The organism is Stenotrophomonas sp. TWI377, from assembly GCF_039674525.1.
GTDB lineage: Bacteria > Pseudomonadota > Gammaproteobacteria > Xanthomonadales > Xanthomonadaceae > Stenotrophomonas.
The window spans coordinates 20,560-36,826 of record NZ_JBDJNT010000028.1 but is presented as its reverse complement, the minus strand read 5'-3'; the positions used below and the strand labels follow the sequence as shown (position 1 = coordinate 36,826).

The 16,267-nt window shown below is 66.7% G+C and carries 12 protein-coding genes and 2 rRNA genes; 9 read left to right on the top strand and 5 right to left on the bottom strand.

The genetic code is table 11. The features are described 5' to 3' along the window. Together rrf (ABE546_RS17465) and rrf (ABE546_RS17460) are read left to right on the top strand one after the other, a co-directional pair. Nucleotides 1–90 (top strand): 5S ribosomal RNA (gene rrf, locus ABE546_RS17465); the annotation flags it as partial. A 131-nt stretch (nucleotides 91–221) separates the two neighbouring features. Then, a 5S ribosomal RNA gene (rrf, locus tag ABE546_RS17460) occupies nucleotides 222–336 on the top strand. Between the two features lie 592 nt (nucleotides 337–928). Here the strand turns inward: rrf (ABE546_RS17460) and ABE546_RS17455 are convergent. Beyond that, on the bottom strand, nucleotides 929–2,659 hold the full coding sequence (locus ABE546_RS17455; RefSeq protein ID WP_346464588.1) for a M28 family metallopeptidase: 1,731 nt from the start codon (nucleotides 2,657–2,659) through the stop codon (nucleotides 929–931). 54 nt (nucleotides 2,660–2,713) lie between these two features. Beyond that, the gene (locus ABE546_RS17450) at nucleotides 2,714–3,376 is read right to left on the bottom strand and encodes a hypothetical protein (RefSeq protein WP_346464587.1); all 663 of its coding nucleotides are present in this window, start codon (nucleotides 3,374–3,376) and stop codon (nucleotides 2,714–2,716) included. Between ABE546_RS17450 and ABE546_RS17445 the strand changes: the two genes are divergently transcribed. Continuing rightward, entirely contained in the window at nucleotides 3,375–4,799 is a 1,425-nt protein-coding gene (locus tag ABE546_RS17445; protein WP_313212751.1) for a peptidoglycan DD-metalloendopeptidase family protein, read from the top strand. The two genes, ABE546_RS17450 and ABE546_RS17445, sit on opposite strands and share 2 nt — an antisense overlap. A 126-nt stretch (nucleotides 4,800–4,925) precedes the next feature. Then, complete coding sequence (locus tag ABE546_RS17440; RefSeq protein WP_346464586.1) at nucleotides 4,926–6,452, top strand: S41 family peptidase; 1,527 nt, start codon at nucleotides 4,926–4,928, stop codon at nucleotides 6,450–6,452. A 115-nt stretch (nucleotides 6,453–6,567) separates the two neighbouring features. Here the strand turns inward: ABE546_RS17440 and ABE546_RS17435 are convergent, their stop codons facing one another. Further along, nucleotides 6,568–7,260 carry a rhomboid family intramembrane serine protease gene (locus ABE546_RS17435; protein ID WP_313212749.1) on the bottom strand — a complete coding sequence of 231 codons (693 nt, stop codon included), beginning with the start codon at nucleotides 7,258–7,260 and terminating at the stop codon, nucleotides 6,568–6,570. 226 nt (nucleotides 7,261–7,486) lie between these two features. Between ABE546_RS17435 and ABE546_RS17430 the strand changes: the two genes are divergently transcribed. Continuing rightward, entirely contained in the window at nucleotides 7,487–8,836 is a 1,350-nt protein-coding gene (locus tag ABE546_RS17430) for an outer membrane protein transport protein (RefSeq protein WP_346464585.1), read from the top strand. Between the two features lie 83 nt (nucleotides 8,837–8,919). Here ABE546_RS17430 and ABE546_RS17425 read toward each other — a convergent pair whose 3' ends face one another. Then, nucleotides 8,920–9,879 carry a helix-turn-helix domain-containing protein gene (locus ABE546_RS17425; RefSeq protein WP_313212747.1) on the bottom strand — a complete coding sequence of 320 codons (960 nt, stop codon included), beginning with the start codon at nucleotides 9,877–9,879 and terminating at the stop codon, nucleotides 8,920–8,922. Between the two features lie 95 nt (nucleotides 9,880–9,974). Here ABE546_RS17425 and ABE546_RS17420 point away from each other — a divergent pair, with 95 nt between their 5' ends. Further along, on the top strand, nucleotides 9,975–10,433 hold the full coding sequence (locus tag ABE546_RS17420) for a hypothetical protein (protein WP_313220129.1): 459 nt from the start codon (nucleotides 9,975–9,977) through the stop codon (nucleotides 10,431–10,433). A 113-nt stretch (nucleotides 10,434–10,546) separates the two neighbouring features. After that, nucleotides 10,547–11,179, top strand: a complete 633-nt coding sequence (locus tag ABE546_RS17415) for a hypothetical protein (RefSeq protein ID WP_346464584.1) — start codon at nucleotides 10,547–10,549, stop codon at nucleotides 11,177–11,179. Between the two features lie 94 nt (nucleotides 11,180–11,273). Here ABE546_RS17415 and putA read toward each other — a convergent pair whose 3' ends face one another. Then, nucleotides 11,274–14,498, bottom strand: coding sequence for a bifunctional proline dehydrogenase/L-glutamate gamma-semialdehyde dehydrogenase PutA (gene putA, locus ABE546_RS17410; protein ID WP_346464583.1), 3,225 nt, complete (start codon nucleotides 14,496–14,498; stop codon nucleotides 11,274–11,276). A 277-nt stretch (nucleotides 14,499–14,775) separates the two neighbouring features. Between putA and ABE546_RS17405 the strand changes: the two genes are divergently transcribed. Together ABE546_RS17405 and coxB are read left to right on the top strand one after the other, a co-directional pair. Beyond that, nucleotides 14,776–15,252, top strand: coding sequence for a DUF2244 domain-containing protein (locus ABE546_RS17405; RefSeq protein WP_070426473.1), 477 nt, complete (start codon nucleotides 14,776–14,778; stop codon nucleotides 15,250–15,252). Between the two features lie 11 nt (nucleotides 15,253–15,263). Beyond that, on the top strand, nucleotides 15,264–16,205 hold the full coding sequence (coxB, locus tag ABE546_RS17400; protein WP_313212741.1) for a cytochrome c oxidase subunit II: 942 nt from the start codon (nucleotides 15,264–15,266) through the stop codon (nucleotides 16,203–16,205). The last annotated feature ends 62 nt before the right edge of the window (nucleotides 16,206–16,267 follow it).

Here is a 16,267-nt window from a genome sequence, read left to right as displayed (position 1 = left end):
CACCCGATCCCATCCCGAACTCGGAAGTGAAACGCAGCTGCGCCGATGGTAGTGTGGCCTAAGCCATGCGAGAGTAGGTCATCGCCAGGGTTTTTACCCCGAAAACCCCGCCGCTCATGCAGCGGGGTTTTCTTTTATTGCAGGCACCTGGTTTTTGCAGGTATCTGTTTCTCGGAAGAGACCTCTGCTGAGCTGGCGCAACGCGCTGCTCCAACCGTCTCCCTGGTGAAATTAGCGCTGTGGCACCACCCGATCCCATCCCGAACTCGGAAGTGAAACGCAGCTGCGCCGATGGTAGTGTGGCCTAAGCCATGCGAGAGTAGGTCATCGCCAGGGTTTACACCCAAAACCCCGCTGCTCACGCAGCGGGGTTTTTTTTGTCCTTCTCCCAACGGAGGAGAGCGTCTCATTTCACGTGCCACAGCAGATGAGCACGGTCATGCGTATGCGGCCAGTGCGGCGGTAGGTTCTGTGTTTTGGGAATGGTGGCGTCTCCGCTTACATCCTCCGCGAGCGTGAGGACCCCGCAGCGTTCGGTAGGCTCCTCGGCAAATGTCCCCCGGCCGACGCCTGCAGGCGACGCCCTCCTCCTCGATTTTGCCCAGGAGCCTACCGGCCGCTACGGGGCTGCGCGTGCGGTACGCGCACCGCTGACCGGAGCTCGCTTTGCGGCGCCAGTAGTCTGCACACGTGGGTCGCGATGCCCTTGTGGGCGAAATCAAGGCGGAGGCCGTCGCCGCAAGGCGGCGGCCGGGGGGACATTCGCCGGCAAGGGTATCGCGGCCCACCGCCCGGCCAACCTAGCCGCCGCCGCACTTGGAAAGCTGCCGCGCTTCATGCTCGCCACGCGGAGGGGAAAAGAACCAAAAAAAACGGCGCCCCGAAAGGCGCCGTTTTCATGAAGCAAAGATCAGGTCACAGCAACCGCTCAGCGTGCCGACTCCGCGGCCGGCGTCTCAGCGCCCTTGCCCTTCATCATCGCATCGCGAGCCGCCTTGAACGGATTGCCTTCGTACCAGTTCGGCCAACGATCGCCGCCAGCCAGTTCCTTGCCAACCCCATACAGCAGCTGCAGATCCTCAACCGTGCCATCCAGCTTCCAGGTGGCCGGATCGAACTCGTCCTTCGGGCCGTGGTACCGGTGGCTGCCGTAGTCCTCGGCGGCCTTGCGGCCCGCTTCGACACCGCCGTCGCGCAGATCCTCACCCCCGTCTGCATACAGCGCTGGCACCCCCGCCTTGGCGAAGTTGAAGTGATCCGAACGGAAGTAGAAACCGCTCTGCACCGCGGTCTCGCCGTGCAGGGTACGCCCCTGGTTAGCGGCCAACGGCTTGAGGATGTCTTCCAGCTCGGAGCTGCCGAAGCCGGTCACGGTCATGTCCTTGGCACGGCCCGCCACCGACATCGCATCGATGTTGATCACACCGGCGATCTTGTCCAGCGGGAAGGTCGGGTGGCTGACGTAGTACTTCGAGCCCAGCAGGCCGGACTCTTCCAGCGTCACTGCAAGGAACACCACCGAACGCTCCGGTGCCGGCTGCTGGTGCACCATCGCATCGGCGACTTCCAGGATGCCGGCCACGCCGGTCGCATTGTCGACGGCACCGTTGTAGATGGTGTCGCCCTGCTCACCCTCGTGCTTGCCCAGGTGATCCCAGTGCGCCATGTAGAGCACGGCTTCATCGGCCCGCTTGCTGCCCGGCAGGACACCGACCACGTTGCGCGACTTCTTCTCGGCGATGGTGCTCTTCAGATCGAAGGACACCTTGGCCTTCAGCGGCACCGGCTTGAAGCCGCGCTTGCTGGCGTCCTTGTAGGCCTTGTCCAGATCCAGGCCGGCCTCGGCGAACAGCTGGCGTGCCGCCTCGGCGCTCAGCCAGCCCTGTGCGGGCAGACGCGCTTCCGGGTCATCCTTGGCCGGCAGGTCGTACTGCGGGCCGGCCCACGAGTTCTTGACCACGTCCCAACCGTACGATGCACCGGCGGTGTCATGCACGATCAGCGCGGCGGCGGCGCCCTTGCGTGCGGCCTCTTCGAACTTGTACGTCCAGCGCCCGTAATAGGTCATGCGCTTGCCGTCGAACAGCTTCTCGTCGTTGACGTGGAAGCCGGGATCGTTGACGAACATCACGACCGTCTTGCCCTTCCAGTCCTGGCCGGCATAGTCGTTCCACTTCTGCTCCGGCGCATCCACGCCGTAGCCGACGAAGACCAGGTCGCTGGCCTCGACCTTCACGTCCGGCTGGCCGCTGCGGGTACCGATCACCATGTCGGTGCCGAACTTCAGCTCGCGGGTCTTGCCGGCCTGGTCCAGCGTCAACACGGTCGACTCATCGGCCGTGGTCTCGGTCATCGCCACGTCCTGGAACCAGCTGTCGCCGTTGCCGGGCTGCAGGCCGATGCGCTGCATCTGGTCGCGGATGTAATTGACGGTCAGCTCTTCGCCCTTGCTGCCCGGCGAGCGGCCTTCGAATTCATCCGAGGCCAGGGTCTTGACCAGCTCGGCGAAGTCGCCGGCGTTGATCTCGGGCGAGAAGGCATGGCCCGGCGCGGTCGGTGCCGCGTCAGTGGCGGGTGCCGCGGTGGGCGCGGCGGATTCGCCCTTGCACGCGGTCAACGCAGCGGCAGCGGCAAGGCACAACAGAAGTTTGCGGGGCATCATCGGTTCCTGGAACGGGAAAGGCGGGTGCGCACGGCACCAGTCACCACCATATCAATCCTGCGGTGCGGTGTCGGTATCGAAGGGCACGGCCACGGCGCCGCTGACCGGGCCGATGCGGGCAGTGCGGTGTACATACAGGGTGACCTCGCGCTCGAACTGCAGCGACCCGTTGACTGCCGCGTTCGGTCCGATGATCACGCGCGGCTTGCGGCCGGGGGTCAGCGACAGGTTGAAGTTCGGCTTCTTGACCTCGATCCCGCCTTCGACCTGCGAACCCACGCCCACGGTGATGTCGCCGTTGACGGTTTCGATGCCGCGCGCCACGCGCGTTTCGACCAGCCCGATGCTGCCGTTGACCGTTTCCAGCCCGCCGTCGATCTGGGTGCCCCGATCCAGGAAGATGCCGCCGTTGACGGTGTCCACGCCGCCACTGGCAACCACTTCGCGCCCGACCCGCACGCTGCCATTGACCGTGGAAATGCCGCCGGTGCGCGCGCGATCCGCCACGCGGATGCCGCCGTTGACGGTTTCGATGCGACCGGTGACCGCACCTTCGGCGACCTTGATGCCGCCGTTGACCGTCTCCAGATTGCCGTAGCTTTGGCCGGCCTCGGCGGAGATGCTGCCGTTGACCTTTCTGATGTTGTCGCTTGCGAAGGCCGGCGCACAGGGCAGCGTCAGGGCCAGCAGCAGCGGAAGCAGGGAGCGTTTCATGGGAACCTCGATGGTGGAGCGCGGCTGGCAGGCCGCCTGCAGGAATGTCACCATGCATCGTTGCAATCCGCATCTGCCTGAAGTCACTGGAAAGCCCTTGCGCCACAACGCCTTTTCCTCACGCCGGGATAACAATCCGACCGACGGACGCGGTCGCACGCAGTGGCTGACCCCGGCGTTGCGTGCGCTGCTGCTGGCCGTGGCCGTTCTCGGCGCCAGCCCGCTGGCTGCGCAATCCTCCAAGGAAGCCGAACGCAAGCTGCAGAAACTGCGCAGCGAGCTCAAGGGCGTGGCCCAGGAGCGGCGGAATCTGGAAGGTCAGCGCGGGCAGGCGTCGCGCCAGCTGCGCGATGCCGATGAGAAGGTCGCCCGCACCGGGCGCGTGCTGGCCCAGACCGAAACCGCACTGCAGCGCGAAACCCGCGCCATGAACGAACTGCAGGCCAAGCGCGATGCGCTGCAGGCCGGCCTGCAGCAGCAGCGCGCGGAACTGGCCTCGCTGCTGCGCGCGGCGTACCGCATCGGCAACAACGCACCGTTGAAGCTGCTGCTGTCGCAGGACCGTGTCGCCGATGCGAACCGCAGCCTGGCCTATCACCGGTATCTGCAGCGCGAGCGCGCGCAGCGTATCCAGTCACTGACGGCTGATCTCACCGAACTGCAGCGCGTGGAGACGGAAATCGTCGAACGACGCAAGGCACTGGAAGGCACCCGCCAGCAGCAGAAACAGCAGGTTGCCACGCTGGCCGACGATCGTCGCGAGCGGGCGGCCACGGTCGCCTCGCTGGACGAGCGGTACAAAGACCGCAGCGAGCGCGAAAAAGCCCTGGGCCAGGATGCCAAGGCATTGGAAACACTGCTCGCGAATCTGCGTGCGGCCGCCGCCCGTGCCGAGGCCGAGCGCCGTGCTGCCGCGCGACGTGCCGCCGCGGAGAAGGCGGCCGCCGAGAAGGCTGATCGCGCCGCTGCTGCGAGCGGCACGCGCCCGCCGCCGCGCGCGACCAAGACGCCCCCTGCGGTTGCCTCCGCGCCCGCGCCCAAGGTGGGCGGTCTGGGCTGGCCGTTGTCGGGCAATCTGCTCGCCCGCTATGGCGGCAAGCTGCCCGATGGCCGCACCAGCAGTGGCGTGCTGATCGGCGCGCCCGCCGGCAGCACCATCACCGCCGTGGCAGATGGCACGGTGGTGTTTTCCGATTGGATGACCGGTTACGGCATGATCCTGATCGTGGATCACGGCAACGGCTACATGAGCCTCTATGCGCACAACGACACGCTGCTGCGTGATGCCGGCGCCACGGTGAAGAAGGGCGAGGCCGTGGCCAAGGTCGGCAATTCTGGTGGCCAGGGCGTGACCGCGCTGTACTTCGAACTGCGCCGCAATGGACAGCCGGTGGACCCGGGCAGCTGGCTGCAGCGGCGATAAACCGCGCCCAACACGGGGGCGCCGCCAGGCACGGGGTTCAACGGGAATTTATCGTCGCTTCGCGCATAATCGGGCGACGCACCCCCGTGCGTGGTCAACCGTCCCCCGCTCATCCTGGAGTGCTTCATGCGCGTAGCCCGTTCCGCCACCTTGCTGCTGGCCCTGTTGCCCGCGGTGTCCTGGGCGCAGCAGACCGCCGAAGCGCCGGCACGCGGGGCCGATGCGGCCACCACGGAAGAAGCGGTGACCTCACGGGTTCCGTTGGAAGAGATCCGCCGCTACGTCGCCGTCTACAACGCGGTGCGCGCCGCCTATGTGGATCCGGTCGACGACAAGAAGCTGATGCAGTCCGCCATCCGTGGCCTGCTGCTGGACCTGGATCCGCACAGCACCTACTTCGACAAGGAAGACGCCGAAGCCTTCGATGAGCAGGCCAACGGCGCCTACGACGGCATCGGCGTGGAGCTGCAGCAGCAGCCCGACAACAGCAGCCTGAAAGTCATTTCGCCGATCGACGATACCCCGGCCGCACGCGCGGGCATTCTTGCCGGCGATCTGATCATCGCCATCGACGGCAAGCCGATCAGCGCGATCGAAGCCACCGAACCGCTGCGCGGCGTGGCCGGGACCAAGGTCGTGCTCACCCTGGTGCGCGAAGGCAAGCCGAAGCCGTTCGATGTCACCGTCACCCGCGAGACCATTCGCGTCACCAGCGTGCGCAGCAAGATGCTGGAGCCTGGTTATGGCTACATCCGCCTGAGCACCTTCCAGGCCGACACCGGTGCCGATTTCCAGAAGCACGTTGCCCAGCTGCAGCAGCAGGCCGGTGGCAAGCTCAAGGGCTTGGTGCTGGATCTGCGCAGCAACCCGGGTGGCCTGCTCACCGCCGCCGTGCAGGTGGCCGACGATCTGCTCGAGAAAGGCAACATCGTCAGCACCCGCGGCCGCATCTCGATCAGCGATGCCCGTTTCGATGCGACCCCGGGCGATCTGCTCAAGGGCGCGCCGGTCGTGGTGCTCGCCGACGCCGGCTCGGCCAGTGCGTCTGAAGTGCTGGCCGGCGCGTTGCGCGACAACGGCCGCGCGCGCGTGGTCGGCAGCCGCACCTTCGGCAAGGGCTCGGTGCAGACCGTACTGCCGCTGGACAACGGTGACTCGGTGAAGCTCACCACCGCGCGATATTTCACCCCGAGCGGCAAGTCGATCCAGGCCACGGGCATCATCCCCGACGTGCTGCTGCAGCCGGAGAAGCGCGCCGGCGATGACGACCTGCCGGCCAGCCTGACCGATTACAGCGAAGCCACGTTGCCCGGCCACCTGCGCGGTGACGAAGAAGGCACCGAAGGCTACAAGGCCGGTGACGTGCTGCCGGGCGATGGCCCGATCAATGACGCGCTGGCCGAGTTGAAGCAGCCCGGTTCGGTGCTGGCCCGGCAGAAGGCAGAGGCCGCGAAGAAGCCGGCGGCCAAGCCGGCGGCGGCAGCGGCAGCGGTGGCAAAGCCTGCCGATGCAACGGTCAAGCCGGCAGAAACGAAGCCTGCAGAGACCAAGCCGGCAGAGACCAAGCCGGCCGAACAGCCTGCGGCTGCACCGGCTACGCCCGCACCGGCCAAGCCGGAAGCCCCGGCCTCGACGGCACCGATCAAGCCCTGATCGGTAGTGCCGGCCGCTGGCCGGCTCTGCTCGAATCCAACCCTGCGTGGAGCCGGCCAGCGGCCGGCACTACCCGTTGGCCGATCTGTCGGCCGACCCGCTCCCGGTCATGCCCTCAAAACCCATGCCGCTTGCGCAGCCGCCGCGCGATCGCCGCGCGCACATACACGCCATAGCCGAGCCCGAACACGAAGCCGGCGATATGCGCCCACCAGGCCACCATGCCGAAGGTCGGGCCGATGTAGGCGAACACCACCTGCAGCGCCGCCCAGACCCCGATCAGCAGATAGGCGGGGGCGCGGACGAATTCCAGGAACAGGCCCAGCGGGATCACCACGCCCAGCCGCGCGCCTGGGAACAGGGCCAGGTAAGCGCCGATCAAGGCCGACACCGCGCCGCTGGCACCGATGATGATCTGGTCCGGGTTGCCCATGGTGTAGATGGCGGTCAGATTCGAGATCGCCCCGCCCACCAGGAACAGCAGCATCAGCCGCCACGGCCCCAGCACGCGTTCGGCCGGCAGCCCGAAGATCAGCAGGAACACCAGGTTGCCCAGCAGGTGCGACCAGTCCGCGTGCAGGAACAGCGCGGTGAACAGCCGCAGCACGCTGCCGTCCTGCAGGGTCGCCCACCAGTCCAGCGGATGGGTCAGGCCGGTCGAGAGGGCGCCCCAGTCCATCCACAGGCTGCGCCGCGCATCGTCCGGCCGGGAGATCGACCAGAGGAAGGCCACCCACAGCGCGGCGAACAGCAGGGGGGTGGCCCAGCGGTAGGCGGCTTTCTTGCGGGAGGGGGTCGACACGAACATGCGGGCACTAGCCTAGCGCGGAGGCTGACCTGACGGGGATATGTCGCGTTCAGCATGAATAGCCACAAGGGCGACTTACGTTATTGTTTCATTAACCGCTCTCGGTATACTCGCATACGGCGTCGTATGTCGGGAGGGGAATCCGGCGCGTTGTCCTGACCCATCAAGGGGAGGGGCGGCGCAGGCGCGCGTTGCCAACATCACCGCTTTCCGGAGAGAACCAACAATGCATACCGCTTCCACTCTTGCCCGCGTCACCGCCCTGGCCGTCGGCATCGCCGGTGTCCTGGCCGTGGGCCACGTCAACGCTGCCGCCTTCCAGTTGAAGGAAAACAGCGCCAAGGGCCTCGGCCGCGCCTTTGCCGGTTCCGGCAGCGCCGCCGGCGACGCCTCGATCATGGCCGTCAACCCGGCTGGCATGCGCCAGCTCGAAGGCACCCAGATCCAGGGCGACCTGAGCGCGATCAGCTTCTCGGCCAAGTACAAGGGCACCGGCCGCAACGGCGCAGGTCAGCCGCAGACGGGCGGTAACGGCGGCGACGCCGGCATGATCGCCCCGGTTCCGGCCGCGTACTTCCACATGCCGATCGGCGAGCAGGCCCACTTCGGCGTCTCGCTGACCGCCCCGTTCGGTTTCAAGACCGATTATGACAATGGCTGGGTCGGCCGTTACAGCGGTCTGAAGACCGATATGAAGGCCATCGACCTGGGCTTTGCCGCGTCCTACGACGTCAACCCGTACGTGTCCTTCGGCGCGTCCGTGTTCGTCGAGCACCTGACCATCGAGCTGAGCCAGGCTGTCGACTTCGGCGCCCTCTTCGCCGGTCGCGTGCCGGGCTACGCGCCGGGCAGCGCCGATGGCAAGTCGACCGTGAAGGGTGACAACAACGCCGTGGGCTGGACCGTCGGCGGCTTGTTCAGCCCGGACGAGAACACCCACATCGGCATCAGCTACCGCTCCAAGGTCGAGCACAAGATCACCGGCGGCGATGCCAACTTTGATCTGCCCAACGATGGTGGCCGTACGGCGACGATTCTGGCAGCGACGCAGCCGGGCGTGTTCGTCAACACCAGCGGCAAGGCCACGCTGACCCTGCCGGCCTCGGCCACCCTGAGCGTCACCCACAACATCAATGACCGCTGGACCGTCATGGGTGATGTGACCCGCACCGCGTGGTCGACCGCGTTCGACACGGTCACCATCGACTTCGCCTCCAACCAGCCGAACTCGGAGCTGAACTTCGCGTACCGCGACACGACCTTCGTCTCGCTGGGTACCGATTACAAGCTGAGCGACACCGTGACCCTGCGTGGTGGTGTGGCGCTGGACCAGACCCCGACCACCGACGCGCACCGCGACGTCCGCGTGCCGGATACCAGCCGCAAGTGGCTGTCGCTGGGCGTGGGCTGGACCCCGTCGGCGAACACCGAATACAACTTCGGTTACACCCACCTGTTCACCAGCGAGCCGAACATCCTGGTCAAGCCGACCCAGGGCAACCAGGGCAACTCGCTCAACGGCAAGTACAAGGTCCGTGGCGACGTGCTGGCCGCTTCGTTCAACTACAAGTTCTGATCAACGCCTGATCGGTTGAACGCAGCAGCAGAAAACCCCGCGAAAGCGGGGTTTTTTGTTGCGTGCAGAGAATGCGGACCGGATCAGCGCAACTGCCGCGGCGTGGCGTTGAGGCGCTTGCGCATCAGCCGGCGCAGCGCGGTGGGATCGCGGTAGCCCACTCGCTCGGCCACGGTCTCCACCGAGTAGCGGCTGTTCTCGAGCAGGGCGCGCGCCTGGTTCAACTGCACGCTGCGGATCAGGTGCAGCGGCCCTTGCCCGGTCGCCTTGCCCACCTGTCGCGACAGCGTGCGCGTGGACATGCCGGCATGCGCGGCGAGCGCGCCGACGCTGACCGTGGCCGGCAGGGTAGCTTCGATATGCGCGGTGAGCGAGGCGATCAGCGCGTTGCCCTGCGCCATCATCGCCGGGACCATGAACGGCGATTGCAGCTGCCGACGATCCAGCAGCAGCGCCCTCGCCACCGCATCGGGAAGCGCCGGGCCAAAGCGTTGCCGGAGCAGGTACAGCATCAGATCGGTGTGCCCGAGCGCAGCACCGGCCGTGATCAGCGGCGCGTCGTCGATCACCATGCGGTCTGGATCGACCTGGCACTCCGGCGCTTGCCGCTGCAACGCGCCGGCCAGCCACCAGGTGGTGGTCACGCTGCGCCCGGTCAGCAGCCCGGCGTTGTGCAGCAGGAAGACAGAGGCACAGGAGGCCGCGACACGCCCGCCCGCCGCCACGTGCGCGCGCAGCGCCCGCACCACCCCCGGGATGTCGGGCTCACCCAGCCGCTGTGCGATGGCGTCGGGATCCTCCACGCCCAGCCCTGGCACGATCCAGCACGCCTGCGCATCGGCCACGCGTGGCATCGGCGCGGCACGCAGCTGCAGGTGCGTTCCCAGGCGGACAGCGCTGCGCGCCGGGCTGCAGACCTGCCAGCGCGGCACCGGCAGCCCCAGGCGCGGGGCGAGGGTGGCGGCCGTGGTGAGGATGTCCAAGGTAAGCGCGACGCTGGAGGCGAACGCACCCGGCAGGACGATGACAGTGAAATCATGCATTGGCTGATTGTGCACGAAAGATGTCGGATCGGCCGATGTCGCGCGGTGTGGCGTTCGGCTCCAATGGAGGCCCCTTACGCAACCGGTCGATCCGCATGCCCAACATCACCCTCACCCTTCCCGCCAACGCGTTCGACGCCGCTACCCGGCAACGCCTGCTGCAGGCGGTGCATGACGCCGCCGTCCGCGCCAGCGGCCTGGGTACCGAACCAGCTCAGCAGCGGCTGTGCTGGGTGATGCTGCAGGAACTCGCGGCCGGCCACTGGCTGTGTGGTGGCCTGGATATCGGCGCACGCGGCATTCCTTGCCAGGTCGAGGTGCGGATTCCGCAGGGCGTGCTGGATGCGCAGCAACGCGCCGACTACGCGCTGCACCTGCACGACGCCATCGCCGGTTGCGTGGCACCGGGCGATCCGCGCGTGCTGCTGAGTTCGATCGTGATGACCGATATCGCCGATGGCCACTGGGCGGCCAACGGCCGACTGTGGCACTTGAACGACTTCGTGCAGGCGGCCGGTTACGCGCATCTGCAATCGCAGGTCGCATCGACATGATCACGCGCGCCGCGCGGCCGGAACGATGAACACTGGAATGACATCCAGCACGACGTACAATCCCCGCCCGGACTGCGCCCTGCCGTCCCGTGCTTACTGACAAGGATCTGTATATGTCGTCTCTGCTGCTGCGCTCCACGCTCGCCATTGGTCTGGCCGGTCTCTCGCTGCCTGCCATTGCCGCGCCGGAGTTCGCTGCCTGTTTCACGTTGACCCCGGGCCTGTCCTGGTCCAACGCCGATGAAACGCTGACCATCGAAAAAGTCACCTTCGCCGGCCAGACTGCCCTCAAGGTGCACAGTGCCGGTGGTGGCATCGGGATGGCCACGTTCCATGACATCAGCGGCCGCCAGCTGCTGGGCCAGGAGCGTTACAGCATGTCCAGCGACGGCCCCACGCGGACCGACACCTTCAAGCCGGCGCCGACGTTCCCGCAGAGCGCCAAGCCGGGCGATCGTTTCGAGCTCACCGGCGCGGGCGAGCGCACCAACCATGTCGACGAAACCGTCGAGCCGATCGACTACGATGGCTTTTCCGATTACACCTTCGTCGGTTTCGAGAACATTGAAGCGGATGTCGACAACCAGCCGCGCACGTTCAAGGACACCTGCCACGTCACCGCGACCTTCGAAGACGGCCGCATCGAGGCGTGGTACGCCGCCGGCTTCGGCCGCATCAAGTTTGAGCGCTACATGGGTAACGAGCTGCTGATGCAGGACCAGATCGAGTCCATCGAAAGCCCGTGATCCGGGCCGCTGGCCGGCAACGCCAAGCGCGTGCCGGGCCCCACAAAAAACCCCGCTTTCGCGGGGTTTTTCGTTTGCTGCATGACGCCGGAGATCAGTCGCCCAGGGTCAGCAGCGAGGCATTGCCACCGGCCGCCGTGGTATTCACGGTGACGGTCTTTTCGGTGGCGAAGCGCAGCAGGTAGTGCGGGCCGCCGGCCTTGGGGCCGGTGCCGGACAGGCCCTGGCCGCCGAACGGTTGCACGCCGACCACCGCGCCGATCTGGTTGCGGTTGACGTACACGTTGCCGACGTTGATGCGCGAGGAAATGCGGTCGACGGTTTCATCGATGCGCGAATGCACGCCCAGGGTGAGGCCGTAGCCGGTGGCGTTGATCTGGTCGATCACCGCATCCAGCTGGTCGCCCTTCCAGCGGATCACGTGCAGCACCGGCCCGAAGATCTCCTTGTGCAGCTGGTCCAGGTTCTTCAGTTCGTACGCACGCGGCGCGAAGAAAGTGCCATGCGCGGCGGCTTCGTCGAGTTCGGCCGCGGCGATCAGGCGCGCTTCCTTCTCCATACGCACGGCGTGGTCCTGCAGGATCTGCAGCGCGTCGGCATCGATCACCGGGCCCACGTCGGTGGACAGCAGGCCCGGGTCGCCGACCTTCAGTTCGGCCATCGCACCGGACAGCATGGTCATCACCTTGTCGGCGATGTCGTCCTGCACGAACAGCACGCGCGCGGCCGAGCAACGCTGGCCGGCCGAGGTGAACGCCGAACCGATGGCGTCCTTGACCAGCTGTTCCGGCAGCGCCGAGGAGTCGGCGATGAAGGCGTTCTGGCCGCCGGTTTCGGCGATCAGCACGCCGATGGCGGCATCGCGGGCGGCCATCGCGCGGTTGATCGCACGGGCGGTGTCGGTGGAGCCGGTGAAGGCCACGCCGGCCACGCGCGGGTCGGCGGTCAATGCGGCACCGACGGTCGCGCCGTCGCCCGGCAGGAACTGCAGCACGCCTTCGGGCACGCCGGCGTCGAGCAGCAGCTTCACCGCGTAGTAGCCGATCAGGTTGGTCTGCTCGGCCGGCTTGGCGATCACGCTGTTGCCGGCGGCGAGCGCGGCGCTGACCTGGCCCAGGAAGATCGCCAGCGGGAAGTTCCACGGGCTGATGCAGACGAACACGCCGCGGCCATGCAGCTGCAGTTCGTTGGATTCACCGGTCGGGCTGGGCAGCTTTTCGGCGTGGCCGAACTGCTCGCGCGCCTGCTTGGCGTAGTAGCGCAGGAAGTCGACCGCTTCGCGCACTTCGGCGATGCCGTCGGGCAGGCTCTTGCCGGCTTCCTTGACGCACAGCGCCATGAACTCGGGCATGCGCGCTTCCAGCTGGTCGGCGGCGTGTTCCAGGATCGCCGCGCGGCTGGCGGCCGGGGTGCGGTTCCAGGACGGCTGCGCGGCCACGGCATTGGCCAGCGCCTTCTCGACGGTGGCGCTGTCGGCGGGCTGCCACTGGCCCACTACCTGGCGCGTGTCGGCCGGGTTGGTCACGTTCAACAGTGCGCCGGTCGGGTTGGCACCCGGCACCAGCGGCGCGGCGTGCCACGGCTTCACGGCGGCGTTGAGCTGCTCGGCCAGGGCGCGCAGATCGTTGTCGTTGGCGAGATTGACGCCCATGGAGTTCTTCCTGTCATGGTTCTGGCTGCGCAGCAGATCGACCGGCAGCGGGATTTTCGGATGCGGGATGGACGCGAACGAGGAGACCACTTCGACCGGATCGCGGATCAGGTCGTCGATGGCCACGTTCTCGTCGGTGATGCGGTTGACGAAGCTGGAATTGGCGCCGTTCTCGAGCAGGCGACGCACCAGGTACGGCAGCAGGTCTTCATGCGAACCGACCGGCGCATACACGCGGCACGGCACGTTCAGACGGTCGGCCGGCACCACTTCGGCATACAGGTCATCGCCCATGCCGTGCAGCTTCTGGTGCTCGTACTGGCCGCCCCTGGCGATCGCCTGCACCGCCGCGATGGTGTGCGCGTTGTGGGTGGCGAACATCGGGTAGATCGCATCGCTGTGCGTGAACAGACGCTTGGCGCAGGCCAGGTAGGAGACGTCGGTGTTCTGCTTGCGGGTGAACACCGGGTAGGCCGGCAGGCCGTCGATCTGCGCGCGCTTGATCTCCGCATCCCAGTACGCGCCCTTGACCAGGCGCACCTGCAGGCGGCGACCGATGCGACGGGCCAGGTCAGCCAGGTAGTCGATCGTGTACGGGGTGCGCTTCTGGTAGGACTGCACGACCACACCGAAGCCTTCCCAGCCGGCCAGCGAGGCATCGCTGACCACGGTTTCAATGATGTCCAGCGACAGTTCCAGGCGGTCGGTTTCTTCGGCGTCAACGGTGCAGCCGATGCCGTATGACTTGGCCAGCTGCGCCAGTTCCAGCACGCCCGGCACCAGGTCGGCCATGACGCGTGCGCGCTTGGCGTGCTCGTAGCGCGGGTACAGCGCGGAGAGCTTGATCGAGATGCCCGGTGCCGAATTGACGTCGCCATCGGGACGGCCGCCGCGGGCCTTGTGGTCGCCGCCGATCGAGTGGATCGCGCGACGGTAGTCTTCCAGGTAACGCTTGGCGTCCTTCATGGTCAGCGCACCTTCGCCGAGCATGTCGAACGAATAGCGGTAGCTGGCGTTGTCGCCCTTGTGCGAGCGCGACAGCGCTTCGTCGATGGTGCGGCCCATGACGAACTGGTGGCCCATGATCTTCATCGCCTGGCGAACGGCCAGGCGGATCACCGGCTCACCCACGCGGCCGATCAGGCGCTTGAACGCGCCCGGCACATCGGCGCGGGTGGCATCGTTGATCTGGACCAGGCGGCCGGTCAGCATCAGGCCCCAGGTGGAGGCGTTGACCAGCACCGAGTCGCTGCCGCCCATGTGCTTCTTCCAGTCGGCATCGCCGAGCTTGTCGCGGATCAGCTTGTCGGCGGTCTCCTGGTCCGGAATGCGCAGCAGTGCTTCGGCCACGCACATCAGCAGCACGCCTTCTTCGCTGCCCAGATCGTACTGGCGCATGAAGGCTTCGATCGCGCCCTGGTCCTGGGCACGCACGCGCACGCGCTTGACCAGGTCGGCCGCAGTGGCCTGCACCTTGGCCTGCTCGGCGGCCGGCAGGCGTGCCTGCTCGAGCAGCTCGCGCACATGGGTGGCCTCGTCCTTCAGCCAGGCATCGGTGATCGCCTGGCGGAACGCGTTGGGGACGGCCGGCAGCTCGGGGGACAGCAGCGGCGGGCGGGCGGCGCCGGACGATGCCGGGGCAGGGGGAAGGACAGAGGATGCAGTCATGCCGGTCGGCTCGTGGAGAACTTGACCATTTTAATCGTTTTCTGGGGGAGTCAAGGGCTTTTCGTGGTCGCGCCCATGCGGCGCATCGCCTTTCATACAGGGGGATTCGGCGGATTCGACCCGCCCGCCATTTATTGTGCTGTTTTCGTCAAAACGGCCGCCGCAGGCAATGCTGTATTGCAACATTCCTGAAACTGTGAATGGACCCTTGCTACTCGCTGGAGAGCGGGGCTACCATCGAGACGTTTCCCGCGGCAGGAAAAAACGCGGTTGCGACATGATCGAGGTGCTCATCGCTCCGGACGGATCAGGGACGCAACTGCGGCTGCGCCCCCCACGGGCGCTCGATGCCCGGCAGTTCGTCCTGTTGTTTGCGGTGTTGGCGGGGGTGATGTGGCTGGCGGCTGGCCTGGGCTGGTTCACCGGCAATGTATTCGCCCCCGTGTTTGCTCTGCTGTACAGCGTGTTGCTGGCAGTGGCGCTGCGCACGGTGTGGCGCAGTGGAGAACGGCAGGAAGAGATCCGGGTAGTGCCGGCGTGTGTGGAAGTGATTCCCGCACCCGGGCATTCGCCGGTGTTCAGCGCCCACCCGCACTGGGTGAGGCTGATCGCCGACGAGCGCAGAGTCCGGCTGGCATCCAGCGGTCGGCAGGTGGACGTGGGGAGTTTCCTCGCACCGGCCGAACGCCAGGTACTGGCTCAGAAACTAGAAGGCTTGCTCGCGGCCAATGACGGCCGCAACCGACGACGCTAAGGGTCTAGGCAATGAAGCAATGCAGAAAGTGGGGCAGGACGTTCGGGAAGTCAGTGTTGAGCGGGGTCGCGCTGCTGGCGCCGGCGATGGCGTGGGCCCAGGCGGCCGACCCCAAACCGTGGCAATTGAACATGGGCAAGGGCGTGACCCAGAGCTCGCGGTTGGCGTGGGAGTCCAACCTGTTCTCGCTGTGGGTCTGTACCGTGATCGGGGTGCTGGTGTTCGGCGCGCTGTTCTACGCGATCTTCAAATTCCGCAAATCCAAGGGCGCGGTGGCCGCCACCTTCAGCCACAACACCAAGGCCGAGGTCATCTGGACGGTGATCCCGGTGATCATCCTGGTGGTGATGGCCTGGCCGGCCACGGCCAATCTGATCAAGTTCTACGACACCCGCGATTCGGAAATGACCGTCAAGGTCACCGGGTATCAGTGGATGTGGAAGTACGAATACCTCGGCGAGAACGTCAGCTTCACCAGCCGCCTGGACCGTGAGTCCGACCGGGTCCGCCAGAGTGGCGTGGTGCCGACCCGGGACAGCCATCCGCATTACCTGCTGGATGTCGACAACCGCCTGGTGCTGCCGGTCGATACCAAGGTGCGCTTCGTGATCACCTCCGACGACGTCATCCACGCATGGTGGGTGCCGGCGCTGGGCTGGAAGCAGGATGCGATTCCCGGCTTCATCAACGAAGCCTGGACCAACATCGAACAGGTCGGCGTGTACCGCGGCCAGTGCGCCGAGCTGTGTGGCAAGGATCACGGTTTCATGCCGATCGTGGTCGAGGCGGTCTCCAAGGAGGATTACCAGACATGGCTGGCCTCCAAGAAGCCTGCGCCGGCCCCTGCGCCGGAGGCCGCTCCGGCGCCCGCGCCGGCTGCCCCGGCCGAGGCCACCCCGGCACCGGCACCGGCCAGCGAGCCTGCCGCGGCAGCAACAGACAGCAACGCCTGAAATCGAGCCGCGTCCGCCAGCCGGCGGATGCGGGTACCACCGGATACAGTGAGGTGTAGTTG